At 70.6% G+C, this 24,307-nt stretch carries 24 protein-coding genes and 1 tRNA gene; 15 read left to right on the top strand and 10 right to left on the bottom strand.

The features are described from left to right. The 3 genes from AB0H12_RS10680 to AB0H12_RS10670 all read left to right on the top strand — a co-directional run bounded on the left by AB0H12_RS10680 (nt 1) and on the right by AB0H12_RS10670 (nt 3,824). Nucleotides 1-492, top strand: a complete 492-nt coding sequence (locus AB0H12_RS10680; protein WP_499622399.1) for a hypothetical protein — start codon at nt 1-3, stop codon at nt 490-492. Between the two features lie 84 nt (nt 493-576). Further along, nucleotides 577-2,604, top strand: coding sequence for a bifunctional MFS transporter/dTMP kinase (locus AB0H12_RS10675; RefSeq protein WP_499622397.1), 2,028 nt, complete (start codon nt 577-579; stop codon nt 2,602-2,604). A gap of 20 nt (nt 2,605-2,624) precedes the next feature. Then, entirely contained in the window at nt 2,625-3,824 is a 1,200-nt protein-coding gene (locus AB0H12_RS10670; RefSeq protein ID WP_499622395.1) for a DNA polymerase III subunit delta', read from the top strand. Nucleotides 3,825-3,827: 3 nt separating this feature from the next. On the opposite strand, the gene AB0H12_RS10665 is transcribed toward AB0H12_RS10670, so the two are convergent. Further along, entirely contained in the window at nt 3,828-5,399 is a 1,572-nt protein-coding gene (locus AB0H12_RS10665) for a hypothetical protein (protein ID WP_499622394.1), read from the bottom strand. 125 nt (nt 5,400-5,524) lie between these two features. On the opposite strand from AB0H12_RS10665, the gene AB0H12_RS10660 reads away from it, so the two are divergent. Beyond that, a tRNA-Thr gene (locus tag AB0H12_RS10660) sits at nt 5,525-5,598 on the top strand. Between the two features lie 18 nt (nt 5,599-5,616). Here the strand turns inward: AB0H12_RS10660 and AB0H12_RS10655 are convergent. Beyond that, complete coding sequence (locus AB0H12_RS10655; protein WP_499622393.1) at nt 5,617-6,078, bottom strand: tyrosine-type recombinase/integrase; 462 nt, start codon at nt 6,076-6,078, stop codon at nt 5,617-5,619. 9 nt (nt 6,079-6,087) lie between these two features. Further along, a complete protein-coding gene (locus AB0H12_RS10650; protein WP_499622392.1) occupies nt 6,088-6,999 on the bottom strand; it encodes a site-specific integrase in 912 nt (303 codons plus the stop codon). Between the two features lie 328 nt (nt 7,000-7,327). Here AB0H12_RS10650 and AB0H12_RS10645 point away from each other — a divergent pair, with 328 nt between their 5' ends. Next, nucleotides 7,328-8,299 carry an AAA family ATPase gene (locus tag AB0H12_RS10645; RefSeq protein ID WP_499622535.1) on the top strand — a complete coding sequence of 324 codons (972 nt, stop codon included), beginning with the start codon at nt 7,328-7,330 and terminating at the stop codon, nt 8,297-8,299. A gap of 391 nt (nt 8,300-8,690) precedes the next feature. On the opposite strand, the gene AB0H12_RS10640 is transcribed toward AB0H12_RS10645, so the two are convergent. The 3 genes from AB0H12_RS10640 to AB0H12_RS10630 form a co-directional block, all read right to left on the bottom strand. Next, on the bottom strand, nt 8,691-9,311 hold the full coding sequence (locus AB0H12_RS10640; protein WP_499622390.1) for a hypothetical protein: 621 nt from the start codon (nt 9,309-9,311) through the stop codon (nt 8,691-8,693). A 520-nt stretch (nt 9,312-9,831) separates the two neighbouring features. Further along, the gene (locus tag AB0H12_RS10635; RefSeq protein ID WP_499622389.1) at nt 9,832-11,067 is read right to left on the bottom strand and encodes a helix-turn-helix domain-containing protein; all 1,236 of its coding nucleotides are present in this window, start codon (nt 11,065-11,067) and stop codon (nt 9,832-9,834) included. A gap of 42 nt (nt 11,068-11,109) precedes the next feature. Then, the gene (locus AB0H12_RS10630) at nt 11,110-11,532 is read right to left on the bottom strand and encodes an NUDIX hydrolase (protein ID WP_499622387.1); all 423 of its coding nucleotides are present in this window, start codon (nt 11,530-11,532) and stop codon (nt 11,110-11,112) included. 161 nt (nt 11,533-11,693) lie between these two features. On the opposite strand from AB0H12_RS10630, the gene AB0H12_RS10625 reads away from it, so the two are divergent. The 5 genes from AB0H12_RS10625 to AB0H12_RS10605 all read left to right on the top strand — a co-directional run bounded on the left by AB0H12_RS10625 (nt 11,694) and on the right by AB0H12_RS10605 (nt 15,319). Then, entirely contained in the window at nt 11,694-12,446 is a 753-nt protein-coding gene (locus AB0H12_RS10625; RefSeq protein ID WP_499622386.1) for a TauD/TfdA family dioxygenase, read from the top strand. Continuing rightward, on the top strand, nt 12,443-12,787 hold the full coding sequence (locus AB0H12_RS10620; RefSeq protein WP_499622385.1) for a hypothetical protein: 345 nt from the start codon (nt 12,443-12,445) through the stop codon (nt 12,785-12,787). The genes AB0H12_RS10625 and AB0H12_RS10620 overlap by 4 nt, the downstream gene beginning before the upstream one ends. Nucleotides 12,788-13,117: 330 nt before the next feature. Then, the gene (locus AB0H12_RS10615) at nt 13,118-14,200 is read left to right on the top strand and encodes a radical SAM protein (RefSeq protein ID WP_499622383.1); all 1,083 of its coding nucleotides are present in this window, start codon (nt 13,118-13,120) and stop codon (nt 14,198-14,200) included. Between the two features lie 40 nt (nt 14,201-14,240). Next, on the top strand, nt 14,241-14,771 hold the full coding sequence (locus AB0H12_RS10610) for a class IV adenylate cyclase (protein WP_499622382.1): 531 nt from the start codon (nt 14,241-14,243) through the stop codon (nt 14,769-14,771). A 368-nt stretch (nt 14,772-15,139) separates the two neighbouring features. Next, the gene (locus AB0H12_RS10605; protein ID WP_157620012.1) at nt 15,140-15,319 is read left to right on the top strand and encodes a hypothetical protein; all 180 of its coding nucleotides are present in this window, start codon (nt 15,140-15,142) and stop codon (nt 15,317-15,319) included. Here AB0H12_RS10605 and AB0H12_RS10600 read toward each other — a convergent pair. The 3 genes from AB0H12_RS10600 to AB0H12_RS10590 all read right to left on the bottom strand — a co-directional run bounded on the left by AB0H12_RS10600 (nt 15,306) and on the right by AB0H12_RS10590 (nt 17,557). Next, a complete protein-coding gene (locus AB0H12_RS10600) occupies nt 15,306-16,256 on the bottom strand; it encodes a TIGR03617 family F420-dependent LLM class oxidoreductase (RefSeq protein ID WP_499622381.1) in 951 nt (316 codons plus the stop codon). The genes AB0H12_RS10605 and AB0H12_RS10600 overlap by 14 nt on opposite strands. An 11-nt stretch (nt 16,257-16,267) precedes the next feature. Then, entirely contained in the window at nt 16,268-17,032 is a 765-nt protein-coding gene (locus tag AB0H12_RS10595; protein WP_499622379.1) for a thermonuclease family protein, read from the bottom strand. A 72-nt stretch (nt 17,033-17,104) separates the two neighbouring features. Then, nucleotides 17,105-17,557: a DUF4442 domain-containing protein gene (locus AB0H12_RS10590; RefSeq protein WP_499622377.1), complete on the bottom strand. Its 453-nt coding sequence runs from the start codon at nt 17,555-17,557 to the stop codon at nt 17,105-17,107. A gap of 128 nt (nt 17,558-17,685) precedes the next feature. Here AB0H12_RS10590 and AB0H12_RS10585 point away from each other — a divergent pair, with 128 nt between their 5' ends. Then, nucleotides 17,686-18,201 carry a MarR family winged helix-turn-helix transcriptional regulator gene (locus tag AB0H12_RS10585; protein ID WP_499622375.1) on the top strand — a complete coding sequence of 172 codons (516 nt, stop codon included), beginning with the start codon at nt 17,686-17,688 and terminating at the stop codon, nt 18,199-18,201. Next, nucleotides 18,201-19,871, top strand: coding sequence for an MDR family MFS transporter (locus tag AB0H12_RS10580; protein ID WP_499622374.1), 1,671 nt, complete (start codon nt 18,201-18,203; stop codon nt 19,869-19,871). The genes AB0H12_RS10585 and AB0H12_RS10580 overlap by 1 nt, the downstream gene beginning before the upstream one ends. A gap of 62 nt (nt 19,872-19,933) precedes the next feature. On the opposite strand, the gene AB0H12_RS10575 is transcribed toward AB0H12_RS10580, so the two are convergent. Then, complete coding sequence (locus AB0H12_RS10575) at nt 19,934-20,437, bottom strand: inorganic diphosphatase (RefSeq protein WP_123744506.1); 504 nt, start codon at nt 20,435-20,437, stop codon at nt 19,934-19,936. Nucleotides 20,438-20,818: 381 nt separating this feature from the next. Here AB0H12_RS10575 and dacB point away from each other — a divergent pair, with 381 nt between their 5' ends. The 3 genes from dacB to tilS all read left to right on the top strand — a co-directional run bounded on the left by dacB (nt 20,819) and on the right by tilS (nt 24,298). Next, nucleotides 20,819-22,171 (top strand): D-alanyl-D-alanine carboxypeptidase/D-alanyl-D-alanine endopeptidase, encoded by a 1,353-nt coding sequence (dacB, locus tag AB0H12_RS10570; RefSeq protein WP_499622372.1) that lies wholly within the window; start codon nt 20,819-20,821, stop codon nt 22,169-22,171. Nucleotides 22,172-22,376: 205 nt separating this feature from the next. Then, the gene (locus AB0H12_RS10565; protein WP_499622371.1) at nt 22,377-23,390 is read left to right on the top strand and encodes a zinc-dependent metalloprotease; all 1,014 of its coding nucleotides are present in this window, start codon (nt 22,377-22,379) and stop codon (nt 23,388-23,390) included. Next, entirely contained in the window at nt 23,387-24,298 is a 912-nt protein-coding gene (gene tilS, locus AB0H12_RS10560; protein WP_499622369.1) for a tRNA lysidine(34) synthetase TilS, read from the top strand. The genes AB0H12_RS10565 and tilS overlap by 4 nt, the downstream gene beginning before the upstream one ends. The last annotated feature ends 9 nt before the right edge of the window (nt 24,299-24,307 follow it).

Genomic DNA, 24,307 nt, shown 5'->3' with positions numbered 1-24,307 from the left:
GTGGACGGCTCGGGCGCAGACCGGTTCGGCTACGACGGCACGCAGCCGCCCCCGCCCCCTCCGCTGTTCCCGGACCCGCTCGCGGGCCTGGTGACGGGCGAGCGCCACGTGACGGAGGTCGTGCCGCCGGTCGTGCCGCCGACGCCGGCGCCCGTGCCGCAGCCCGGACCGGCGCACGTCCAGCCGAACCGTCGTGCGCCCGCGCGCAAGCCGGTGCGCACCGCGGCTCAGCAGGTGTCGGGCGAGCCCGCGGCGCACGTGCCGCACGCCGGGCTGGGCAGCCATCAGCCCAGGCAGGACGCGGTGCAGCCGACGTCCGGGCCGTGGGAGGGGCCGGGTCGGCACCAGTCCGGGCGTGTGGTCGTCGAGCAGGGGCCGAAGAAGAGCAAGAGTGGACTGATCGGGTGCTTGGTCGTGCTGGCCGCGCTCAGCGGGCTGCTGTTCAACGTCGTGCGTGAGATCATCGAAGCGGTGGTCGACCTCGTGCGCTGATGTCGCGCAGGTCACCCGAACGGCGGATGTGGTCAGACGGGTGAATCGGTCCGGCTACCCTTACCGCCTGCACCATCGGCGGGGGTGAGCACCATCCAAGACGGCGGCACAGCGGCCTCGACCAGCCACCGGATTCGCAGCGTGTTGGCGATCCGGCCGTTCCGCAGGCTCTGGGGTGTCACCTATCTGTGCAGCGTCGGTGACTGGTTGTCACTGCTTGCCTTGACCGGCCTCGTCACCAAGATGATGGACAGCTACCAGTGGCAGAGCTTCTCGCTCAGCCTGGTCGTGCTGACCCAGCTGCTGCCCGGGATCCTGTTCGCCCCGCTCGGCGGCGTGCTCGCGGACCGGTTCGACCGCCGCAAGATCATGGTGGTCTGCGACCTGCTGCGCGGCGGCCTGTTCATCTCGATCGCGCTGGTCGGCACGGCGTGGTGGTTGTTCATCGCGAACTTCCTGGTCGGCTGCTGCGCGATGCTGTGGATCCCGGCCAAGGACTCGGCGGTGCCGAACCTGCTGCGCCGGCCCGACCAGGTGGAGACGGCCAACCAGCTCGGCCTGGTGATGACCTACGGCATCTCGGTCATCTCCGGCGCGGGCCTGTACTCGATCATCTCCGGCATCCCCGGCTACCTCGGCCTGCAGAACAGCGACCTCGAGTTCCGCATCGCGACCATCGCGGTCATGGTCAACGGCGCGCTGTACGTGACGTCGGCGATCATCGTGGCGACCCGCATCCCGGAGCTGTCCGGTCGGATCGCCGCGGTCAAGCACACCCGCGAGAACGGCGAGGCGCCCGGCTTCTTCGCCATGCTGCGCGACGGCATGAAGTACGCCGCCCGCACGCCGCTGGTCCGCGGCCTGGTCATCGGCATGATCGGCGCGTTCGCCGCAGCCGGCGCGGTGATCGGCACGGCCACTCCGTACTCCCTGTCGCTGCTGGGCGGCGACTCCACGTTCGGCCTGCTGTTCGTGGCCGTGTTCGCCGGGTTGGCGCTGGGCATGGCGACCGCGCCGAGGATGGCCCGGCGGCTGCCCTACGACCGCCTGTTCGGCGTGACGATCCTGGTCGCGGGCGTGAGCCTGCTGTTCGTGGCGTTCGCGCCGCACCTGTGGGTGGCGCTGGTCGCGGTGGCGTGCGTCGGCGCGTCGGCGGGCATGGCGTTCCTCACCGGCCTGACCATCGTCGGCTCGCAGGTCGAGGACGCGATGCGCGGCCGGACCGTGGCGCTGCTCCAGTCGTTGCTCAAGATCGTGCTGTTCGCCGCGTCGGCCGCCGCTCCGCTGCTGGTCACGCTGGTGCAGAAGCGCACGGTCACGGTCTTCGGCCACCCCATGGTGGTGGACGGCACCCGTCCGGTGCTGTTCGGCGCGGGCGTGATCGCCGCCCTGCTCGGGCTGATCGCCTGCCGGCAGATGGACAACCGGCGCTCCGAGCCCTTCCTGTCCGACCTGCTCGCGGCGCTGCGCGGGCGGGCGCGGCGGACCGCCGGCGTGCTGATCGCGGTCGAGGGCGACACCCGGCAGGACACGTCCGTGCAGGCCAGGCGGCTCGCCGAGGCGTTGCGCGAGACCGGCCGCGAGGTCGTGCTGGCCTCCGACCCGGACCTGGACGAGCAGCGGTTGCGCAACCTGCTGACCACCGCCGACCTCGCCGGGGTGCGGGCGCACGCCCTGGTGGCCGCCGCCGTGCGGGCCGACGTGGTGGAACGCGAGGTGCGGCCCGCGTTGGACAACGGCGCGCTGGTCGTCATGGAGCGGTACGTCGACAGCCCGCTGGCGCACTTCAGCGCGGCGGGCAGCGTGGAGCCGCGCGAGGTGGAGGGCCTGGTCGACTGGGCCACCGGCCGGCTGCGGCCGGACATGACCGTGCTGCTGGACCGGATGCCGCCCACCGTGCGGGCCTCCGGCGGCACGCTGGACACCGTCGAGCACCACTGGCGGGTGCAGAAGCTGCTGACCGACATGGCCTCGGCCGACCCGGAGCGGTACGTCGTGGTCGACGCCGACGGCACCGAGGACGAGGTCGCCGCACGGGTGCGGTCCGCCGTGCTGCCGCTGCTGGCCCGGCGGACCAGGATGCCGGTCAAGCCGGTGGCGGAGACGCCCTGACGGATCGGTACGGTCGCCTGGTGAACCGTGGTGTGTGGGGCGACGTCGTCGGCCAGCCGGAGGCGGTCGCGGTGCTGTCGGCGGCGGCGGAGGCCGCCGCGTCGATCGTGGCGGGCGGCACGCCGGCTTCGGGCGCGATGACGCACGCGTGGCTGTTCACCGGGCCTCCCGGGTCGGGGCGCTCGGTCGCGGCACGGGCGTTCGCCGCCGCGCTGCAGTGCACCGCCGTGGACGACCGGCCGGGCTGCGGCTCGTGCGCCGGGTGCCACACGACGGTGGCCGGCACGCACGCCGACGTGCGGGTGGTCGCGCCCGAGGGCCTGTCGATCTCGGTGGCCGAGATGCGGTCGCTGGTGCAGGTCTCGGCCCGGCGGCCGACGTCCGGGCGGTGGCAGGTGGTGATCATCGCCGACGCCGACCGGCTCACCGAGGGCGCGGCGAACGCGCTGCTCAAGGCGGTGGAGGAGCCTCCGGCGCGGACCGTGTTCCTGCTGTGCGCGCCGTCGGACCACCCCGAGGACGTGTCGGTGACCATCCGGTCGCGCTGCCGGATCGTGTCGCTGGCGACCCCGCGCGCCGCGGCGATCGCGTCGGCGTTGGAGCACGAGGGCGTGGCGCCGGAGGTGGCGTCGTGGGCGGCCTCGGTGTGCGGCGGGCACGTGGGCCGGGCGCGGCGGTTGGCCAACGACGAGGACTCGCGGGCCCGGCGCGAGGCGGTGCTGCGGATCCCGACCGCGTTGCGGCGGCCCGCGGACATCTTCACGTGCGCCGACCAACTCGTGTCGGCCGCCGAGGGTGACGCGCTGACCGCGAACGAGGGCCGTGACGTGGCCGAGCGCGAGGCGTTGGAGACCGCCATGGGCGGTGGCGGCACGGGCAAGGGCACGGCCGCCGCGTCCCGCGGGGCGAAGGGCGCGCTGAAGGACCTGGAGAAGCGGCAGAAGTCGCGGGCCACCCGGACCCAGCGCGACTCGCTGGACCAGGCGCTGGTCGACCTGGCCGCGTTCTACCGGGACGTGCTGGTGACCTCGACGGGCGCGCCGGCCGTGCTCAACCACCCGGACCGGGCGGAGGACGCGCGCGCGGCGGCGGCGCAGTGGTCGCCGGAGTCGACGTTGCGCCGGCTGGAGGCCGTGCTGAACTGCCGGACCGCGCTGGAGCTGAACGTGAAGCCGCGGATCGCCATCGAGGCCATGCTCACCACGCTCCAGCGGGGCTGACGCTCACCCGGACGGCTTGGTCGTCGTCCGCGCCGGGCGACGGGCCGGCAGGGCGGCCACCAGGACGACGCCGACCAGCAGCAGCGCGGTGCCCGTCCAGAAGATCGGGACGGTCCGGTACGCCGCGTTCGTGTAGGCCAGCGGCTCGCCCTTCTTCGGCGGCGCGGCCTGTCCGCCGCCACCCGGCGGCTGCTGCGCCGGAGCGCAGACCACGCCGCCGTTCGGGGCCGCCGCGCGCACGATCTGCTCACCCAGGGACACCTGTGCCAGCGCCGACGGCAGGTTCGGCAGACCGAGGGCGTCGGTCGGCAGCAGCTGGAGGTCGAGCAGGCGCGCGGTGGCCCCGAGCATGAACCCGTTGATGGTGGGACCGCCCTGCTGGAGCGGGCCGTCGATCACCACGTCCTTCTGGTTGAGCTGGGCGATCTGCAGCCGCAGCACGCCGATGTCGAGCTTGGGCAGGCCCTCGGCCAGGGCGCCGACCAGCGGCAGGTCCCGGCCCGGCGCGACGCCGATGGGCACGTCCAGCTTCGGGTTGGCGGCGTCGAGCGTGCCCAGCTCCTTGCCGCCCTGGCTGACCCGCAGCACGGGCGCGGTGTAGGTGATCCCGGACGTGGCCCGGTCGCCGGTCGACAGGGCGACCAGCGTCGGCTGACCGACCACGTCCACGCGGATCTCCGCCGGCGTGCCGGCGAGGAGGCGGACGCTCGCGGCCTGGAGCGTGGAGGTCGACCGCACGGCCTTGTTCGGGCTGCCGGGCAGGTCGACGAGGTCGACGGTGGAGCGGGCGCTGAGCGTCTCGGGGAGGCTGAGCAGCGAGCCGTTCGCGCCGGTGTCGGGCGTGCCGGAGAGCAGGCCGCCCAGTTGGCTGAGCGGCGCGGTGAGCTGCTTGACGTTGTCGATCAGGGCCTGCCGGGCGGCGGCGTCGAGCTTCGGCGCGTCCCCGGCGAGCAGGTCGGTCAGGTCCGGCGTGCTGGGCAGGGTCGGGATGGCGTTGAGGACGCTCAGGGACGCGACGGAGGTCTTCGCGTCGGCGAGGGGCTGCACGCACGGGCCCAGCTCGTCGTCCCAGCGGGCGTGCACGCTGCCGTCGAGCAGACCGACCTTGAGCAGGGCGTCCAGCGGGGTGGCGGGTGGCGTGAGGCCGCCGGTGACGGGCGCGGCGTTGTCCGGCGACGCGGTCTGCACCAGCGTGCCCGGCGTCTGCGGCGCCCGGCCCTGGACCGCGAAGCCGAGCGGGGACGCCTGCGCGATCGCCCGCTCGTAGGACAGGAACGCCTCGGTGTTGGCCTGGGCGGAGGCGAGGCCGACGCCGATCTCGGCCGCCGACTGCTCGGGCAGCTGCTCGCCGAAGCCCGGCAGGATCGTGCTCGTGGGCGTCGAGCCCGGCGCGAGCCTGACCACGGCCAGGCCGGTGCCCGCGTCGCCGATCGCGTGCGTCCGGGGCGCCGGTCCGGCGGACACCGGCGGCTGGCCGGGGTCCCGCGGACCCGGCACGGGCGTCGTGGGCTGGGCGAGAGCGGGGGCGGCGCAGAGCGCGACCAGCGCGGCGGCGGGCACGGCCATCAGGCGCATGTGGTCGGACCTCCAGGACAGCGGCGGTCATCGGCGACGCTCGCGTGAGCACCGTCACTTGTCGCTCTAACGACCATCCCCCTGTTCGGTGACGCCGGAGGGGTCGGCTATAGTTGTCGCGTCTCGCCGCCTTAGCTCAGTCGGCCAGAGCGGCTCACTCGTAATGAGCAGGTCATCGGTTCGATTCCGATAGGCGGCTCGCGAGATAGGGACCAGGTCAGCGCGTCTGACCTGGTCCTTTTTCATTCCCCAGGTTGGTGACGAGCTGTAGGGCTGCACCGTCTCGGGCGTCGTGTGTGCCCGAAGTGTGCCCATCGGTCCCGGTGGACCTGCGCGGGACGAGTTGGGCCGCTGCCTCTGCCGCCCGGTGTGCGACCTCGGGCAACACGCTGGTGTAAATGTCCGACGTGATCGTGATGGACGAGTGGCCAAGCATCTCCTGCACGGTCTTCAGGTCAGCGCCACCAGCGAGCGCGAGCGTGGCCGCACCGTGCCGGAGGTCGTGCAGCCGGACCGGAGGCAGGTCCGAGGTCCGCACGATCTTCTCGAACGCCTCGGACACCTTGCCGGGGTGCAGCAGGGTGCCGTCAGCCTCGGTGAACACGCGGCCGGTGTCGATCCACGCTTCGCCCCACTTCAGCTTCTCGGCGGCCTGTTGTGCCTTGTGGGCACGCAGCACCTTGACCGTCTAGCCGTCCAAGGCGATCACGCGAGCGCCGCTCGACGTCTTCGGGTCGCCCTCCTCGACCTCCCAGCCGTCGAGCACGAGCTGAGTCGCCACCGTCGCCGTCTTCGCGTTCAGATCGACGTCAGCCCACCGGAGGCCGCACGCCTCGCCTCGGCGCAGCCCTCGGAAGGTGATCAGGTGGTAGAGCGCGTACAGCCGGTCCTCGTGGACCAGGTCGAGGAAGTCGCCGGTCTGCTCCGGAGTCCAGACCATGACCGGTGACGGCTTCTCCCCGGTCCGCCGCCACTGCTCGACGCGGTCAGCCGTCCACACCAGCGCCTGGGGACGCTTGGCGGTGTCAAGCTCGACGTGGGCGGCAGGGTTGAACGTGATGATCTGCTGCGCGATGGCATCGTTCAGGGCTGCTCGCAGCGTTGCGCGCAGCCGGTGCTGTGCGGCCGGTCCGGTCGTTCGGCGGAACGGCGGCATCTCCCGGAGCTGCGCGCGGAGTGCGCGCTGTTCCGCTCGCCTGGTGGCCTGCTTGCGAGCGTCATCCACTGCCCGACGTGCGGCGTTCGCCGAGATGATCTCGTCGTTGTTCTCCGCGATCTTGGCGAACATCTCGTTCAGGTGGCTCACCCGGAGCCGGTTCAGCGGGACGTGCCCGATGAGCGGCTTCAGGTGCACCCTGATCGCCGATTCGTAGTGCCTGCGGCTGGTCTTGCGGATGCGCTTGCCCGGTAGCCACTGGTCCAGCCACTCGCCGACCGTCATCCGGCTGACGAGGCTCTGACCGGTTCGCAGACGGCGGGTCATCTCCTCGTGGTCAGGGATCGGCTGCTTGCTGTCAGCGGCCACCTGGACGAGCAGTGCGGCGATGGCGTCGCGGCCCTCGTCGTCGTCCTTGTCCGGGATTGCCAGGAGCGCGCGCACCTTGTCGAGGTCGGCTCGACCTGGCGACGTTGGAACATGCCGCACAGCTCACATGGGGTGCGGCGGGCGTCGAGGTGGTCGGTCGGGACAGCGGCGCAATCGCCGAGGTCGAGCGGTACGTGCGCAGCGCCCATGAGCGCTACGCCCTTGCAGAGGTCGAGCACGCGCGTCACATGGCGCGGTGGGGCCTCGGTGATGCCGCGTGACGCTGGCCTACGGCACCGACCCGCCGAACATCGAGACGCCACCGGGTAGGCACATCAGGCTTACCCCGGCTTCCGGCTTCCGGCTTCCGGCTTCCGGTATCCGGATGCGTGCGGTGCGCTAGATCTGGCAGGACAGGGTCCCCGCGGGCTCCCTGTCGCTGGTGCCCGGTCGCGAGGGCATCGGCAAGAGCCAGTTCGCCTGCTGGCTGGCAGCGCAGGTCACCAACGGAACGTTGCCGGGTGCTCTGCACGGCGAGCCGCGACCGGTCATCTACGCCGCAACCGAGGACTCTTGGGCGCACACTGTGGCGCCCAGGCTGGCCGCTGCCGGTGCCGACCTCGACGCGGTCTACCGGGCCGAGGTGGACGTGGACGGCATCGTCACGGGGCTGACGTTGCCTCGGGACTGCGAGGCGCTGGGCGAGGAGATCACGGCGCGTGGCGTCGGCCTGCTGATCCTCGACCCGCTGCTGTCCGCCATCGGTGCGGGGATCGACACCCATCGGGACCGGGAGCTGCGCCAGGCCCTCGAACCGCTGGCGCGCATGGCCGACCGAACCGGGTGTGCGGTGGTCGGGCTGGCCCACTTCAACAAGTCGGCGAGCCCGGACCCGCTGAACCTGATCACCGGCAGTCGGGCGTTCTCCGCTGTGGCACGCGCCGTGTTGGCGGTCGCCCGCGACGAGGAGAGCGACGACGGCGCGTGCGTGATCAGCCAGGCCAAGAACAACCTCGGGCGGTTGGACCTGCCGTCACTGGGCTACCGCATCGAGTCCGCCGTGATTCCGACTGACGACGGTCCCGCCGAGGTCGGTCGGTTGGTCATGATGGGTGAGACAGAGCGCAACGTGCGCGACATCCTCGCCGAGACGGGTGCTGATCCCGAGGCGCGCTCCGAGCGTGACGAGGCTGCCGGGTGGCTGCGCGACTACCTGATCCAGCACAGCGGCAGCGGCAAGGCAGCCGAGATCATCAAGGCCGCACGCGCGGACGGCATCGCCGAGGCGACGTTGAAGCGTGCCCGCAAGCGCGCCGGTAACGCCACCACCCGGCAGGGCTTCGGACAGGGATCGGTCTGGTCGCTCGACTTGTGACCCGTCATCCGGATCACCATTCGGCCCGTTCGGATCACGTCACGGGTGCTGATCCGAATGAGCCGAATGGTAATCTGAACCGGCACGGTCACGACCGGTCGGCAGCCTCCCCGCGCGCACGCGAGCAGCCCCGACCAGGGGTGGGGGATGACCTCCCGACTGCCTTCCTCCCGACCGGTACGTCATAGCAGCTCGCGCTGTGTACGAAACTCGGGGATGCGGGGCGTCGTTCCCAGCCCACGCCGTGCGCTCCTCCTTGTTTCACCCGCTGGTGATGGGAGTGCCTTTGCGGTCCGTCGAGACCAAGGCGATACCGAGAAGGCCATCCTGATCGAGTTCTCCGGTGCCTTCACCTATTGTCTGTGGACAAGCCGTGCATGTTTCGGTCGGACTAACTGTCCGACTTCTCCCTAGACAGTCTCTCGGTCAACTCTCTGAAGCATGGAATACTCATCCTTGTGCATGGGGTGTCATAGTCGATCACGTCGGTAATGATCCAGTTCTCAATCCTGCCGGCAGTAATTTGAAGGCTCGCCGCTAGCAGGGGCGGTACTTTTTCGAATCTCTGAATGTACTCTAAGATTGGATTCGACTCTGGCTTGCTTGGGTCCGATTGATAAATGACGGTCGCATCAGGGTTTGCCTGAATCATTGCATATATTCGTCTGAAGGTCTCGTCTGATGCCAGTTCTCGGAACTCCTTTGGCTTGTTGTCTTTGGCGACCCTCTTCCAGAACCTTCTCCTCACGGGCTTGTCAATCCTTGCGTCAATTCGGGCGAACCTTACTAGCATTAGCCGTGCCTCTTCGTAGTCGTCTGGCATCGCCTCAAGATGCTTCAGGTTGACGCCGTCGAAAGTGGTCCGGAATAGCCACTTCAGGGCTGGGGCGAGGTGGTCGTAGTGCAGTGAGTGCTCGCGAAGTCGGTCGATCCCTGTGGACAGCGTCGTTTTGATCTTTGTGAGCAGTGATGGCCACTCTTTTTCCCAGTCGAACGGTGGAGGTTGGGACATATTGGATAGTTTGAGATGGCAGCGATAGTGCCACGCAAGATCGAATGCGCCGAGGTCGTGTCATAACCGCGTTTCAGTGCTTCGGCGCGGCGCTGTTCGCTTTGTCCGACAAGTTCGAGTCTTTTTGTGTGCACGGTCGCAAATGCGGCAATAAGTGCCACGATGAGTGCTACTGTGCCGGCGATTATTGCTGTGGCCACGCGTTCATGATGGCCCGGTGGGCGGCACATTCTGTACGAGCGTTCCTGAAACCACCTGATCGGTCTAGTGCTAGTCCCATGTCGGCACGCCCACGGGTCGCATAGAACATGGCCGCCATGGGGCGCTGCTCGGGTGCGAACCGGCGCAATCACAACGTTAAGGATTGCGACTGGTCCTCGGTTTTCGTGTGCCGTTCGATGGCCTGTCGCCGGATGCGCCCTCGTTGGGTTGACAGCGGCGGCACGCTGAGGCAAGAGCGTCGATGGAAGAGGTATGTCATTGCGACTCGCACCGTGCCCGAAACTCGGGTGACCTGGAGCTACCGCTGTGCCGACGACGGCGCGAGCTGATCGGTCAACCGTTGGAGAGCTGCGCGACCGTCCGCACTGATCTCGGCAAGACCAGCGTCGTCGGCTGCTCGGATCGTCCGTTGCACCTGGTGCGGCAACCGGTGGACCTCGGCAGCGGTCATCGCCGCTCGGAACGCCTCCGTAGCGCCGTCTCGATGCCGGGCAGCGAGCAGCACTTGCCCGGCGGTCACCCGCTCGATGATGTGCCACTGCGGCGCGACAGGTGGGCCGCTGACGTCGGTCTGCAACGCGCGCACGGCCTCGGCGGCGCGGCCCGTCGAGATCAGGCCGCGTAGCTCGATCTCCCGGAACGTGAACCGGTTGAACAGCATCCCCCGCCCCGCTTCCGCGTCGAGCAGGTCGCGGTAACCGGTGATCGCCTGGTCGAAGAGGCCCGCGTTGCCCTGTTGGCCTGCCGCACGCGCGAGCAGTGCGAACGCCGCGCCCTGGCCTTCCCGATCACCTGACACGGCCACAGCTCGACTCAGACGCGCGATCGCCGCGCCGACGTGGTCGGCCTTGCGCAGCTCGTTGCCGTGCATCCGGAGCGCGTGCGCGAGGAACACGGGATCGCCCAGCCGCTCGGCGATGACGAGGGCCTTGCCGGTCCAGCGCGCCGCAGCGGCCAGGCGTTCCTCGGGCAGGACGGTGCCCAGCGAGACGCCCAGGGCCGCCCGGCCCTGCCCGAGCAGGATCATCGTGTCGCGCTCGGCGCGGCCCTCGGCGGCGCGTGCCTCCAACCTGGCGACGAGTGGCCACAGCTCGTTGACCGCGTCGACCGCGCGCCCGGACTGGCGGGCGATCTCGGCGAGTCGGATGGTCGAGTCACCGAACTGGATCATCGCGGCGAAGTCGGCATCGTCGTTGTCCGTCACGCCGAGCACGTGCATCGGCAGGCCGAGCGCGCGGGCGATGTGGCGTCGGGTGGTGACGTCGCTGATGGTGCGCCGACCGGTCTCGATCATCGACACGTAGGTCTTGTCGTAGCCGAGCAGCGCGGCGAGCCGTTCCTGGCTGAGGCCGTTCACCCGGCGGTAGACGCGCAGGATCGTCGCCAGGTCACGAGTCCTCAGCGCCGCTGCCGCCTCGGGAGCCGACCACAACCACACCGCTGGTGTCAGCGGACGAACCGGCATGATCGGCGGCGCGTGACGTGCGCTCGCGTGGCACGTCGGACAGACGGGCTCGACCGCGAGCCTGCTCAACTCGGCTCCGCACGACTCGCAGCGTCCGCCCGTCATGAGCGGCTACCGGATCAGTTCCCGGTCGGTCTCGCGCAGCCGCGCGAACCAACTCCCGATCGAACGCTTGTACCCGTCCGGCATGTTCAGCTCGCGTACCTCGGACGCGGTGAACAGCCCGATCTCCTTGTGCTCGTGGGAGAGCACGGGTTCAGCGTCACCGTCCGGGTAGCAGCCGTAGGTCACGATGAACACGTTCTTCTCCGCCACGTTGATGTAGTACATCCACGTGTCGAGGATCGGGCCGGTGGTCACCTGCCACTGCGTTTCCTCGGCGATCTCGCGCGCCACGCACTCCTCGGGCGTCTCGCCGGGTTCGATCCGGCCGCCGGGCAGCTCCCACTCGTCGCGTTCGTTCTTCAGCAGCAACACCCTGTCGTCACGCACCACCACGCCCTTGATCGAGACGGGGTAGACGGGCTGGCTCATCGGCGTTGACCTCCGGAAGGCGTGCGCGATCTGCTCACCGCAACGTAGCACCTGATCATCGGCCACCAGGCGACGCTGTGTTGACAGCTTGTCACTGGACGTGCCGGACCGGATCGCGCTCCCATGATCTTGCGGAACAAGCGTTTCGGGAGGTAGAGACGATGGACAACCCCGTTGATGGCGGTTGGATCACGGCCGACGACGAGTCGGCAGTGGTGGGCGCTCTGAGCCGTCACGGCCTGGTGTTGGTGGAAGGGCTCGCCGACTCGGCGGACCTGCTCCGTCTCGCTCGCTCCGTCGCCACGGTCGTCCCGCATCGGGACAGCGCGTCGGACGGCGTCACGACGCTGGTAGACCTTGGTTCCGACCAGAACGGCGCGTTCGCCGGGTTCAGCTCGTGCGCGCTCCCGCCGCACACGGATCGCTCCGGTGTCGCCAACCCGCCCGCCTTGCTGGTCTTGGGTTGTTCGCAGCCCGCGACGAGCGGCGGTCAGTGCGTGCTGATCGACGGCCAGGCGGTGTACGACACGCTCGCAGACACCGCACCTGACGCGCTGGCGGCGCTGTGCACGCCCCGGTCAGTGCTGTTCGGCGGTGCGTCCGGCCACCTCGGCGCGATCTTCACCGAGTACGACGGCGGACGGGTCACCATCAGGCTGCGCCAAGACGACCTCGTGCACTTCTCGCCCGAGGTGAGCCGGTGGCTGCCGACGCTGCGAGCGGCGATCGCCCGGCACATGCACGAGCTGGACCTGAGCGCCGGACAGGGCTACATCCTCGACAACCACCGATGGCTGCACGGCCGGCGAGCGTTCACCGGGCACCGCGTGGTGCACCGCGTCAACGCCAACCCGCTGCCTCACCTCGGCATCCGGACCGGCATCCCCACCAGCGCGCGGAGCAGTGCGGTATGAGCGACGAGGCGGCGGTACGTGCGTTCCCCGCCTTGGCGGGACTGGTCGCCATCCGTGACGCGGGATGGCAGTTCGTGCACCAACGGGTCGTTGACGGCATCCCCACCGAGGTGGACGGGTTCCGGCTGTGGCCGGACGGGTGGCACGACGCCATCCGCGTGCGCAGCAGCACCGACGCGATGGCGCTGCGCGCGGACGGCGACGAGCCGCCCGGCATCGTGTGGGAGCGCACAGGCTCGCTGTCCGAGGTGGTCGAGGGCCTGTTGAGCCTGCCCGCGCCGACTCAGCGGCACGCGCCCCGCCTGGTGGTCGCGTCGGCCCCCGTGCTGTGGGTGCCATGACTCGACCGGACCTCAGCGACCGCCCCGCGGCGCACCTCGCGTGACCAGATGTGCGTCTGCGGCTGGCAACTGATCGCCGTGACGTTGGCGTTGGTCGTGCTGGTCATCGGCTATGGCGAGATCGAGGGCCGCCGCCGAGCCCGCGCCCATGACGCCCGTTCCGCGACAAGACCACCTGACCGCTTCGGCAGCACCGGGCGGAACCTCTCCCGCTCCCGGCCGTCCGGCCGCCGAGGCACCCGGCGCGGTGGGAGGGCAGCCCGTCCCGACCCGGACAGCCCTCCCTCCGCGTCCTCGGACACCACCCACCAGAAGGGCTAACAACTCCCCATGATCCCCACGGATCTGCCCGTTCACATCGAGCAAGACAAGACCGCTCGCGCGAAGGTGATCGACGCCTGCGGTCTGACGTGCACGTTCTGCCACAACGAGGGCACACCCGTTGCAGTGGACAACCGCCGTCGTCCCGTTGGCGACTTCACGATTGCCGGTCCGAGCGGGCGCATGTCGATCTACGCCGCCACCAACGACGCGACCTTCCTTCCTGCCCCGATGCCCGCGAACGAGCAGTTCGGGCGCGCGCTGATCGCGTTATGCGAGGCGCTGCACCTGACCGAGGTCCACCTGACCGGCGGTGAACCTTCCAAGCATCCCGCCATCGCGCGGCTGACCAAGATCGCCACCGAGGCGGGTTTGCGGGTCGGGATGACGTCCAACGGCGAGAACGGCGCGGAGGTGTTGCCCGCCTGCGCTGACGCTGGATTGGACCGAGTGAACTTCTCGATCTTCGGCACCACGGCCGCCGAACTCGCCCAGACCCAGCACGCCCGCTACCGCGACCCCGAACGCACGCAGCGCAAGATCGACGCACTGAAACGCTCGATCGCCGTCTGTGAGGCGCATGGGGTCAAGGCCAGCGCCAACATCGTGGTACTCGACTACAGCCACGCGCCGCGCGTGCACCGCCTGCTCGATGAATACTCCCCGCACCTGTCGGTCCGACTGCTCAACTCGCTGGACCACGGCCCTGCCTCCGTCGAGGCGATCGAGCGCATCCTGGCCGAACGCGGGGCGGTCGCCGAAGCGCACTACATCACCGCAGGCGTCTCCGGGGCGCGCACCGCCTACCGACTCCCGGACGGACGTCGGGTGTACTTCAAGCAGATCCGCCGCGTCCGGCTGCCCGAGACGTGCGCCGGATGCCGGTTCAACAACGACACCGACTGCCAAGAGGGCTTCTACGGCGTGCGGCTCTACTACGACCGCAACGGCCGGTACCAGGTCGGTGTCTGCATCCAACGGATGGACCTGACCATGCCCCTTGACGACTTCCTCACCGGGCCGGTGCCGGCAGAAGTGCTGGCTCTGCGTGAGGTCGAGTACGACCGACTCACCCGCCGCCACGCGGCATAGCGTCGGACCAGCACCGATCAACCAGGAAGGACGGCCGCGAGTGCCGATCGAGCACGAAGCGAAGATCCTCGACGTCGACCCCGCCGAGATGGAACGGCTCATCCTCGACAAGGGCGGGCAGAAGCTCGGCGAGCGGTTCATGCGCCGCTACGTCTACGACGTCACGCCCGGCGACCAGTCGAAGTGGATCAGGCTGCGCGACACCGGGGACGAGGTGACGCTGACGGTCAAGCAGATCACCAGCGACGCCATCGACGGCACCCACGAGACCGAAGTGACCGTGAGCGACTTCGCCGAGACCAACGCGCTGCTCGGCGCGCTCGGTTTCACCGCGAAGTCGTACCAGGAGACCAAGCGCACGAGCTTCCTGCTCGACGGCGCGCAGGTCGAGATCGACACGTGGCCGCGCATCCCGCCCTACGTCGAGATCGAGGCCGGATCGAAGGACGAGGTCGTTCGGGTCGCGGCGCTGCTCGGCTACGCCGAGGAGGAGCTGACCGGGGAGAACACGATCAAGGTTTACGCCCTCTACGGCATCGACCTCAACACCATCTCTGACCTGCGCTTCTAGGCGTCAACGAGTGTGCTCGGCGTGTGCCCGAGGTGTGCCCGGACGCATGATCACCGAGCGACAGGGATCGTTCCGAAACGGCAGCCGCCCCGGTCTGACCTGCACGGATCAGACCGGGGCGGTACTACCTGTCAGCGCTCGACACGATCACTGGAGAACTCGTAATGAGCAGGTCATCGGTTCGATTCCGATAGGCGGCTCGCGAGATATGAAGGCCCCGGGCGTCCGTCCGGGGCCTTCGTCGTGTCCGGTGCACCCGTCCGCTCCCGTGCCGGCTACGGCCGGGTGTCCGGCGCTGCTCCATCGGGGTGACCTTTTCACCATTGGCGTCAGCTGTGGGTCACCGTGTCGTTGCCACCGTGGAGGTGATGGCGATGGTCACGATGGTCGTGCTGACGGTGCTGGCCCTGCCGCTGGCCGTGCTCGCGGCACGCGTCGGGCGTCGGCGCTGGGTGCGGAGGCGGGCCGTGGCGCGGGTCCGGGCCGAGTTGTTCCGGCACTGGGTGATGCGGGACGAGCCGAGCGGTCGGCACCTCATCCGGTCCTGACGACCGGCGCCGCGATCCTGGTGATCACGTCGCCGTAGCGGCGGGTCAGCTCGGCCTTCGCCGCGGCGGGCGTGCCCACGACGGCGAAGGCGGCCAGGACCTCGTCGGTGACGGCGGCGGCCATGTCGTCCCACCGCCCCCGCCGGGACAGGTGGTGCAGCTCCTCGTGCAGGTCGCCCCAGCCGTGCAGCTCCAACACCCGGCGGTAGGCGGGCGTCGAGCCGTAGAACGCGATCTGCCGCCTGACCTCCGCCACGCCCACCTCGTCGCACGCCACCATCGACGGCCCGCTGATCTCCAGCCCCGCCAGGGGTTTGCCGGCCTTGGCCCGGCCGCGCGCCAACGAGGGCAGCGTCACCTCCCGCAGGTACCGCTCGGTGGTGAAGGAGTGGCACAGGAACCCGTCCGCCACCTCGCCCGCGACCTCGGTCATCAGCTCGCCCACGCCCGCCAGCCACACCTTCGGCGGACCGTGCGGGTTGGGGCCCGGGTCGAAGAACGGCGTCATCAGCGTGTGCGTGTAGAACTCGCCGCGGAACTTCAGCCGCTCGCCGGTGTCCCAGCTGCGCCAGATGGCGCGCAACGCCAGCACGAACTCGCGCATGCGTGCGGCCGGCCGTGACCACGGCATGCCGAACCGCTTGGTGACGTGCGGTTCCACCTGCGAGCCGAGGCCGAGGTGGAACCGGCCGCCCGACAGCAGTTGCAGGTCGTTGGCCTGCACCGCGGTGCTCATCGGGTTGCGCGCGAACGCGACCGCGATCGCGGTGCCGAGCTCGACCCCCTCCACCTGCCCGGCCACGCGGCCCAGCGCCAGGAACGGGTCGTGCCTGGTCTCCGCCAGCCAGAACCCGTCGCAGCCCTCGTCCGCCGCCGCACGTGCCGCGGCCGGCACGGTCCGGGGGTCGTACTCGATCTCCAGCCGGTCCACCTTCACGTCGGTGGAACCTACTCGCAGGCCACGCCGTCCTTGTTGCGGTCCAGGGCCGCCCGGTAGCCGGGCTGGCCGGCGTAGAGCGGCGCCTTGCCGGCGGCCCGGACGGCGTCGCAGTTGGCGTAGTAGGCGTCGGCCGGCGGGGCCGGCTGCACGGGTTGCGGCGGAGGCGGGTCGTACGTCGGCTTCGGCGCGGGCGGGGGAGGTGGTGGCGGTGCGACGGTGTCGGCGCCGGCGCACGGCGCGCCCCACAGGCCGAGACCGGCGGCCTTCGCCGCGTCCTGGGCCGAGGCGAGGGCGGCGGACGCGGTCTGCTCGGCGCGGGCCATGCCCTGGCCCACCACGTGCCCGGCCAGGTCGACGCCGTCGGGCAGCAGCACGGTCGCGCCGACGACCCGCAGGTCCTTGCCCGCCAGCGTGGTCTTCAGGAAGTCCGCCGCGAGCGCGGCCCAGCACTCGCCGGGCTGCGCGAGCCCGGCCAGCTGGACCCGTCCGCCGCCGGACACGGTGATCGTGCGCCCGTCGACGACTTCCGCGACCCTCACGGGAGGAGGCGTGGTCGTGGTCGTGGTGGTCGTCGTCGACGTGGCGGTGGTCGTGGTCCCCGTCGCGCTGAGTCCACGTGGGGTGCTGTTCCCGGACCCCAGATTCGCGAGGCCGACGATGAACAGGAGCAGCACCACCACACCGACGGTGATGAGGAAGCGGCGCTCGCGGGGGAGCCTGCGCCAGGAAGCTAAGGGGCCCGAATCCGCCGGGCCTGCGGGTCTACCTGCCATGTCCGCCTCATCGTCCGTGCGACGACTGGGTGTTACCTACATCACATGGCACGCCCGGCCGGTCACGCTGAGTCAGCGGTTCGGGCGCAGCGTCCACACGACGGTCATCTCGCCGGTCGTCACGCCGTTCGCGTCGGTGATCGTCACGGCGACGGGGAACTCCGGCCGCGTGCCCGCCTCCAGCTCGGCCACGACCTCCGCCGCGGGCCGTCCCAGCACCGCCTCGGCGCGGAGGTCGCCCAGCGCCAGCTTCTTGTAGACGATCTCGGACCGCGCCACCAGCGGGGTGGCCTTGCCCAGGTGCGGCGCGAACGCGGCCATCACCACCGCGCCCGACGCGGTCTCCGCGACGCCGAACATCATCGCCGCGTGCGGTCCGCCGACGTGGTTGCGCAGTTCCTCGCGGTCGGGCAGCTCGGCGACCACCCGATCGCCCGCGACCTCGGTGAACTCCACGCCCGCGGTCCTGACCCACGGCACGGCCTGCTTCATCGCGTCGGCGACGAACGAGTAGTCAGCGCTCATGGCGACTGATGCTACCGGCCGGTAACCATGAGACCCGAGTCACCGGCAATTCGGTTGCCTCATCACCCGTTCGAGCGCATGCTTGTAGTCAGCAACTAGTTGGTTGATGCAAGCAAACGGAGTGTGCGATGACGACCCCGGTGGGTGACGAGGTGCGGGCCGACGAGCTCGCCATGGCCGACCGGCTCGGCATGGCCTTGGTGCGGATGAACAAGATGCACGCCTGCGTCGCCGCGCACATGAGCAAGGCGGGCCTGGACAAGGCCTCCTTCGTGCTGCTGGCCAACCTCAACCAACTGGGCCCGTCACGGGCCGGCGCGCTGGCCGAGGCGGTGTTCTCCGACCCGTCCACCGTCAGCCGCCAGGTGGCGACGCTGGTCAAGGACGGCCTGGTGGAACGCCGGGCCGACCCGGAGGACGGCCGGGCGAGCGTGCTGGCGGTGACCGAGGCGGGCGCACGGCTGCTCGCCGAACGTCGCGCGCAGCGCAACGTCGCGCTGGCCCGCCTGTTCACGGACTGGTCCCCGCAGGAGTGGACGCAGTTCATCGAGTACTTCGAGCGCTTCGTGGGGGACTACGAGAAGGCGCTACCGGATTTCATCGCTGAGAGCGGACTGGGGCCGCGCTCAGAAGGGGAGAAGTGATGTCGGAGACGACAACCCGAGCGGACGCGCCGCCACCCGGCGCCGCCCTGCTCACCCACCGGCAGATCCTGACGATCCTGTCGGGCCTGCTGCTCGGGCTGTTCCTGGCCGCGCTCGACCAGATGATCGTGGCCACCGCCATGAAGACCATCGCGGACGAGCTGCACGGCCAGACGCTCCAAGCCTGGGCGACGACCGCGTACCTGATCACCGCGACGGTCTCCACGCCGCTGTACGGCAAGCTGTCCGACATCTACGGCCGCAAGCCGATGTACCTGACCGCGATCACCCTGTTCCTCGCGGGCTCGCTGCTGTCCGGCATCGCGAACTCGATGTACGAGCTGGCCGCGTTCCGCGCGGTGCAGGGCCTCGGGGCCGGCGGTCTGATGTCGCTGGCCATGGCGATCCTGGCGGACATCACCTCCCCGCGTGAGCGCAGCCGTTACACGGGCTACTTCATGGCGGTGTTCGGCATCTCCAGCGTCGCGGGCCCCGTGGTCGGCGGCCTGTTCGCGGGCATGGAGTCGTTCCTCGGCACGGCCGGCTGGCGCTGGGTGTTCCTGATCAACGTGCCGATCGCGCTGGTCGCGCTCGTCGTGGTGGCGAAGGTGCTCAACATCCCGCACCAGCGGGTGAACCACCGGATCGACTTCGTCGGCGCGGGCCTGCTGACCACCGGCCTGGTGCCGCTGCTGATCGTGGCCGAGCAGGGCCGCGGGTGGGGCTGGGCGTCGGGCACCTCGATCGCCATGTACGTCATCGGCGTGCTCGGCCTGGTCGGGTTCGTGGTCACCGAGCGGCGGATGGGCGACGAGGCGCTGCTCCCGCTGCGGCTGTTCAAGCGGCAGACGTTCGCGCTGGGCAACGTCATCAACTTCCTGCTCGGCGTCGGGATGTTCGGCGGCATGGTCTCGCTGCCGCTGTACCTGCAGATCGTGAAGGGCTACTCGGCCACCGAGTCCGGCCTGATGATGCTGCCGCTGACGTTCGGCATCATGGCGGCGGCGGGCACGAGCGGCAACATCACCGCCAAGACCGGCCGCTACAAGGTGTTCCCGATCATCGGGTTCGGGCTGATCACCGCCGCGCTGTTCGTCTTCAGCACGGTCGGCACGGACACGTCGATCTACCAGGCGCTGGCGCTGATGTTCTTCCTGGGCGCCGGGCTCGGCCTGTGCATGCAGACCCTGCTGGTGGCCATCCAGAACGACGCCGAGCCGCGCGACATGGGCGTGGCGACCTCGTCGGCCACGTTCTTCCGCCAGATCGGCGGCACGGTCGGCACCGCGGTGTTCCTGTCGATCCTCTTCAGCACGGTCGGCGACAAGATCGGCAACGGGTTGCGCGCGGCGGCGGCCACGCCAGACTTCCAGGCGGCGCTGGCCCGGCCGGAGAACCGCGAGTTCGCCGCCGGCCTGCAGGGCGGCGGCCCGGCGTTCGACCTGGACAACACCGAGTTCCTGACCAAGCTCGACCCGGTGCTGGCGAGGCCGTTCCTGGACGGCTTCTCCTCGTCAATCGACCTGGTGTTCCTGGTCGGCGGCCTGGTGACGGCGATCGGGTTCGCGGTGATCTGGTTCCTGCGCGAGGTGCCGCTGTCCACCCGGTCCGGCCTGGAGCGGGTGCAGGACGCGGCGGGCGAGAAGCCCGCGCCGATCGCGGCGCACTGACGCCCCGGAAAGCGGAAGAGGCCCGTCCCCGGTGAACGGGGGCGGGCCTCTCGCGTGTCAGCTCAGTGGTCTTCGCCGCGCGCCACGGCGTCCTTCAGGCGCTGGTACGAGCGGACGATCTCGGCCTCGGCCTCGGTGCGGCCGACCCAGGTCGCGCCCTCGACGCTCTTGCCCGGCTCGAGGTCCTTGTAGACCTCGAAGAAGTGCTGGATCTCCAGCCGGTAGAACTCGTTCAGGTGGTGGATGTCGCGCAGGTGCTCGGAGCGCGGGTCCTCCGCCGGGACGCAGAGCAGCTTGTCGTCGCCGCCCTTCTCGTCGGTCATCCGGAACATGCCGATCGCGCGCGAGCGGATCAGGCAGCCGGGGAACGTCGGCTCCTGGACCAGCACGAGCGCGTCGAGCGGGTCGCCGTCCTCGCCCAGTGTGTTGTCGACGAACCCGTAGTCCGCCGGGTACTGAGTGGCCGTGAACAGGGTCCGGTCCAGCCGGATGCGCCCCGTCTTGTGGTCCATCTCGTACTTGTTGCGGACCCCCTTGGGGATCTCGATGGTGACGTCGAACTCCACTGCGCGGTCCTCGCTCGTCTTCGCCGTTCGTTACGCCACTAGTGTGGACTACGTCGTCTCGTCAACCCCTTGCCGAGGGTGTGACGTTGCCCGTACTCGACCGCGGAGGACTGCGTGCCCGACGAGCCATCGTGGCCGACCTTTGACGGTGACGAAGTCGATCACGAGCCGCCGACGGTGCAGGTCAGGAGGCCTGACCCGCCCACGATGCGCATTCCGGCGCCGGTGCCCGCCAAGCCCGTGAGGGTGCCGCCGAAGCCCGTCGCGCCGCACCCGCCCGCGCCGCCGACCGAGATCAAGTCGGAACCTGAACCGGTCCCTGAACCGATCACGGAACGTGAAGAGCCACCAGCTCCGACGCGGCGGCGGAAACGCCCGTTCGTGTTGGGCGTGGTGGCGCTGGTGGTGCTCGCGCTCGCCGGCACGGCGCTCGTCGGGACCCGGCAGGGGTGGTTCGACGCCACGCCCGTGCCGACGACCGCCGCGCCGCTGCCGCCCGCGCAGGTGTCGTTGTCGATGAAGGGCGTCGGCGCGGACGGCAAGCCGGCCACGGCGGCGGGCGTGCGCGCGGTGCTGGCCGGTCCGGCCGCGAACGGGCTGCTGGCGCCGTTGTCGGGCGTGGTGGTGGACCCGGTGGCGGGCACGGCGCTGTGGAACCAGGGCGAGACCACGCCGCAGACCCCGGCGTCCACGATCAAGGTGCTGACCGCGGCGGCGGCGCTGCTCGCGCTGGACCACGGGGCCCAGTTCTCGACGAAGGTCGTGCGTGGCGCCCAGCCGGGCTCGGTCGTGCTGGTCGGCGGCGGCGACCCGACGCTGTCGTCCCGGCCCGCCGGCGAGCTGACGGTGTACCCCGGCGCGGCCACGATCGACGACCTGGCGGCGCAGGTGCGCGCGTCGGGTGGCCAGGTGACGCAGGTGCAGTACGACGTGTCGCGGTACGCGGGCCCGGGCACCGCGCCGGGCTGGGACCCCAGCGACGTGCCGAACGGGTACGTCGCGCCGATCGAGCCGGTGATGCTGGACGGCGGGCGTGGCGACCCGACGAAGTACGACACGCCGCGCACGGCCACCCCCGCGGCGGCGGCGGCGCAGGCGTTGGCTCAGCGGTTGGGCGTGGCGGCGGTGGCGGCGGGCGTGGCGTCGCCGGGCGCGGAGGTGCTCGGCGAGGTGAAGTCCGCGCCGGTGGACCAGCTGGTCGAGAACCTGATGCAGATCTCGGACAACGTGCTGGCCGAGACGATGGCGCGGGAGGTGGCGAAGGCGCGTGGGCTGGAGCCGTCGTTCGCGGGCGCGACGCAGGCGGTGCGGGACGTGCTGACCGAGAGCGGGTTCGACCTGTCGACGTCCACGATCGTGGACGGCAGCGGGCTGTCGCCGAACGACAAGGTGCCCGCGAAGCTGCTGGCGGACGTGCTCGTGGCGGCGGCGAAGCCGGACGCGTCCGACGCCAGGACGGCCAAGCTGCGGCCGTTGCTGACGGCCCTGCCGGTGGCGGGCGGCAGCGGCACGCTGGCGACCCGGTACGAGCAGTGGGGCGCGGGCGGCCGGGGCTGGGTGCGGGCCAAGACAGGCACGCTGACCTCGGTGAACACGCTCGCCGGCGTGGTGGTGGACGCGGACGGCCGGCTGCTGGTGTTCGCGTTCATGTCGTTGAGCCCCGAGCAGAACAACAGCTTGGTGCGCGGCGGGCTGGACGAGATGGCCGCCGCCCTCCGGACCTGCGGCTGCTGACCGTCCCGAGCGTGGAACTCGGCGTACCCGAGCGTTCGACACGCGCGCTCTGAACGTTCGACACGCGCGACGCGAACGTAGGACACGCGCGCGTGTCGAACGCTCAGGTACCGCGCGTCGAACGTTCAGGTACCCCGAGTTCCACGCTCAGGACGTGGACGGCGGGAGTGTCGGCCGAGCGGTCCTCGCAGGTAGCGTCAGAAGGGTGAACCCGGCGACGCAGGACCGCAGTGCCCCGGTCGATTGGGCCCTGGCCGTCACCACGGCGACCAGGCTCGTCCGACCCGGCCCGATCGTGCCCAGAGCCGAGGCCGACATCGCCGTGCACCGCCTGCGCGAACTCGCCGTGGACGCCGAGGTGCACGTTCGCGAGCTCACCGGTCTCGGCCACGGCATGCCGCTCCAGCAGGGCGAGGTGGTCGACCGGCCGGGCTGGATCCGCGCCGCCGTGCAGGGCCTCGCCGCCCTCACCGACGGCGCGCTGCCCAAGCAGTCCGGCGCGCTCAGCGGCGTCCTCGCGGGCACGGCGGGCGTCCAGGCGGGCGTCGTCATCGCGTTCCTCAGCGGCCGGGTGCTCGGCCAGTACGACCCGTTCTCCGAAGGCGGCAGGCTGCTGCTGGTCGCGCCCAACATCGTCGGCGCCCAACGGGCCCTCGACGTCTCCGGCGAGGACTTCAGCATGTGGGTCTGCCTGCACGAGGGCACCCACCGCCTGCAGTTCACCGCCGTGCCGTGGCTCGCCGAGCACTTCGCGGGCCTGGTCGCCACCCTGCTCGGCAGCATGGAGGAGGGCTCCGCGCCACGCCTGCGCGACCTGCCGAAGCGGCTGCGCGAGTCGGGAGGCCTGGTGGAGCTGCTGCAGAGCCCCGGCCAGCGCGAGGTGCTCGACCGGCTCATCGCCCTGTCGACGTTGCTGGAAGGCCACGCCGACCACGTGATGGACGCCGTCGGCCCGGACGTCGTGCCGTCGGTCCGCACGATCCGCGAACGCTTCACCGCCCGTCGTCAGGGCGGTGGCGTGCTGGACCGCGTGCTGCGCACGCTCCTCGGCGTCGAGGCGAAGGTCCGCCAGTACGCGGAGGGCGCGGCGTTCACCGGGCACGTCGTCGACGCGGTCGGCATGGACCGCTTCAACACCGTCTGGACCAGCGCCGACACCCTGCCGACGCGCGCGGAGATCGCCGACCCGGCCGGTTGGCTGCGTCGCGTCCAACCGTGAACGGACCGCTCGCCGAGGTGCGCACGGCCGTCAAGCGCTTCCTCGCCGAACACCGGCCCGACCGGGTCGCGGTGGCCGTCAGCGGCGGTGCGGACTCGCTCGCCCTGGCCGCCGTCACGGCCGGGCTGACCGAGGCGCGTGCCGTCGTCGTGGACCACGGCCTGCAAGCCGACTCGGCGCAGGTCGCCGAACGTGCCGCGGGTACGTGCCGCGAGCTGGGCCTGGCCGCCGAGGTGCGCCGGGTCGAGGTCACCGGATCGGGTGGACCTGAGGCCGCCGCGCGCAAGGCCAGGTACGCCGCGCTGAGACCGGAGCGCGGCCTGGTCCTGCTCGGCCACACCAGGGACGACCAGGCCGAGACCGTCCTGCTGGGCCTGGGCCGCGGCTCCGGGCCGCGCAGCATCGCCGGCATGCGCGCGCACGACCCGCCGTGGGGCCGTCCGCTGCTGCGGGTCTCCCGGGCCGTGACGGAGGCCGCATGTGACGAACTCGGCCTCACCCCGTGGCGCGACCCGCACAACGAGGACCCGCGCTACACCAGGGTCCGCCTGCGCCGCGAGGTCCTCCCGCTGCTGGAGGACGTGCTCCAGGGCGGAGTCGCCGACGCCCTCGCCCGCACCGCCGCCCACCTGCGCGAGGACAACGACGCGCTGGACGAGCTGGCCGAGGCGTTCGACGGAGACCACCGCTCGGTGGACGACGTCGGTCGCCTGCCGACCGCCCTGCGCCGCCGCGTCCTGCGCCGCTGGCTGCTGGAGGAGAACGTGCCCGAGTTGTCCGACTCGCACCTGCGCCGGGTGGACGCGCTGGTGAGCGAGTGGCGCGGGCAGGGCGGCGTGTGGCTGCCCGGCGGCTTTGTGGCGCGGCGCGCGCATGGCAGGCTGCGAGTGGAACCAGTGCAGTCATGACAAAAGGGG

Origin of the sequence: Actinosynnema sp. NPDC023794 (genome assembly GCF_040639675.1) — a bacterium.
Classification (GTDB): domain Bacteria; phylum Actinomycetota; class Actinomycetes; order Mycobacteriales; family Pseudonocardiaceae; genus Actinosynnema; species Actinosynnema luteola.
The sequence above is the reverse complement of the archived record's forward strand: the minus strand, read 5'-3'. Positions and strand labels throughout refer to the sequence as shown.

Excerpts from the sequence above, each read along its gene's own strand:
- AB0H12_RS10605 (WP_157620012.1), top strand. The coding sequence starts at position 15,140 with ATGGCGATGGTCACGATGGTCGTGCTGACGGTGCTGGCCCTGCCGCTG.
- AB0H12_RS10620 (WP_499622385.1), top strand. The coding sequence starts at position 12,443 with ATGAGCGACGAGGCGGCGGTACGTGCGTTCCCCGCCTTGGCGGGACTG.
- AB0H12_RS10595 (WP_499622379.1), bottom strand. The coding sequence starts at position 17,032 with ATGGCAGGTAGACCCGCAGGCCCGGCGGATTCGGGCCCCTTAGCTTCC.
- AB0H12_RS10615 (WP_499622383.1), top strand. The coding sequence starts at position 13,118 with ATGATCCCCACGGATCTGCCCGTTCACATCGAGCAAGACAAGACCGCT.
- AB0H12_RS10640 (WP_499622390.1), bottom strand. The coding sequence starts at position 9,311 with ATGTCCCAACCTCCACCGTTCGACTGGGAAAAAGAGTGGCCATCACTG.
- AB0H12_RS10590 (WP_499622377.1), bottom strand. The coding sequence starts at position 17,557 with ATGAGCGCTGACTACTCGTTCGTCGCCGACGCGATGAAGCAGGCCGTG.
- AB0H12_RS10585 (WP_499622375.1), top strand. The coding sequence starts at position 17,686 with ATGACGACCCCGGTGGGTGACGAGGTGCGGGCCGACGAGCTCGCCATG.
- AB0H12_RS10625 (WP_499622386.1), top strand. The coding sequence starts at position 11,694 with ATGGACAACCCCGTTGATGGCGGTTGGATCACGGCCGACGACGAGTCG.
- AB0H12_RS10630 (WP_499622387.1), bottom strand. The coding sequence starts at position 11,532 with ATGAGCCAGCCCGTCTACCCCGTCTCGATCAAGGGCGTGGTGGTGCGT.
- AB0H12_RS10665 (WP_499622394.1), bottom strand. The coding sequence starts at position 5,399 with ATGCGCCTGATGGCCGTGCCCGCCGCCGCGCTGGTCGCGCTCTGCGCC.
- AB0H12_RS10580 (WP_499622374.1), top strand. The coding sequence starts at position 18,201 with ATGTCGGAGACGACAACCCGAGCGGACGCGCCGCCACCCGGCGCCGCC.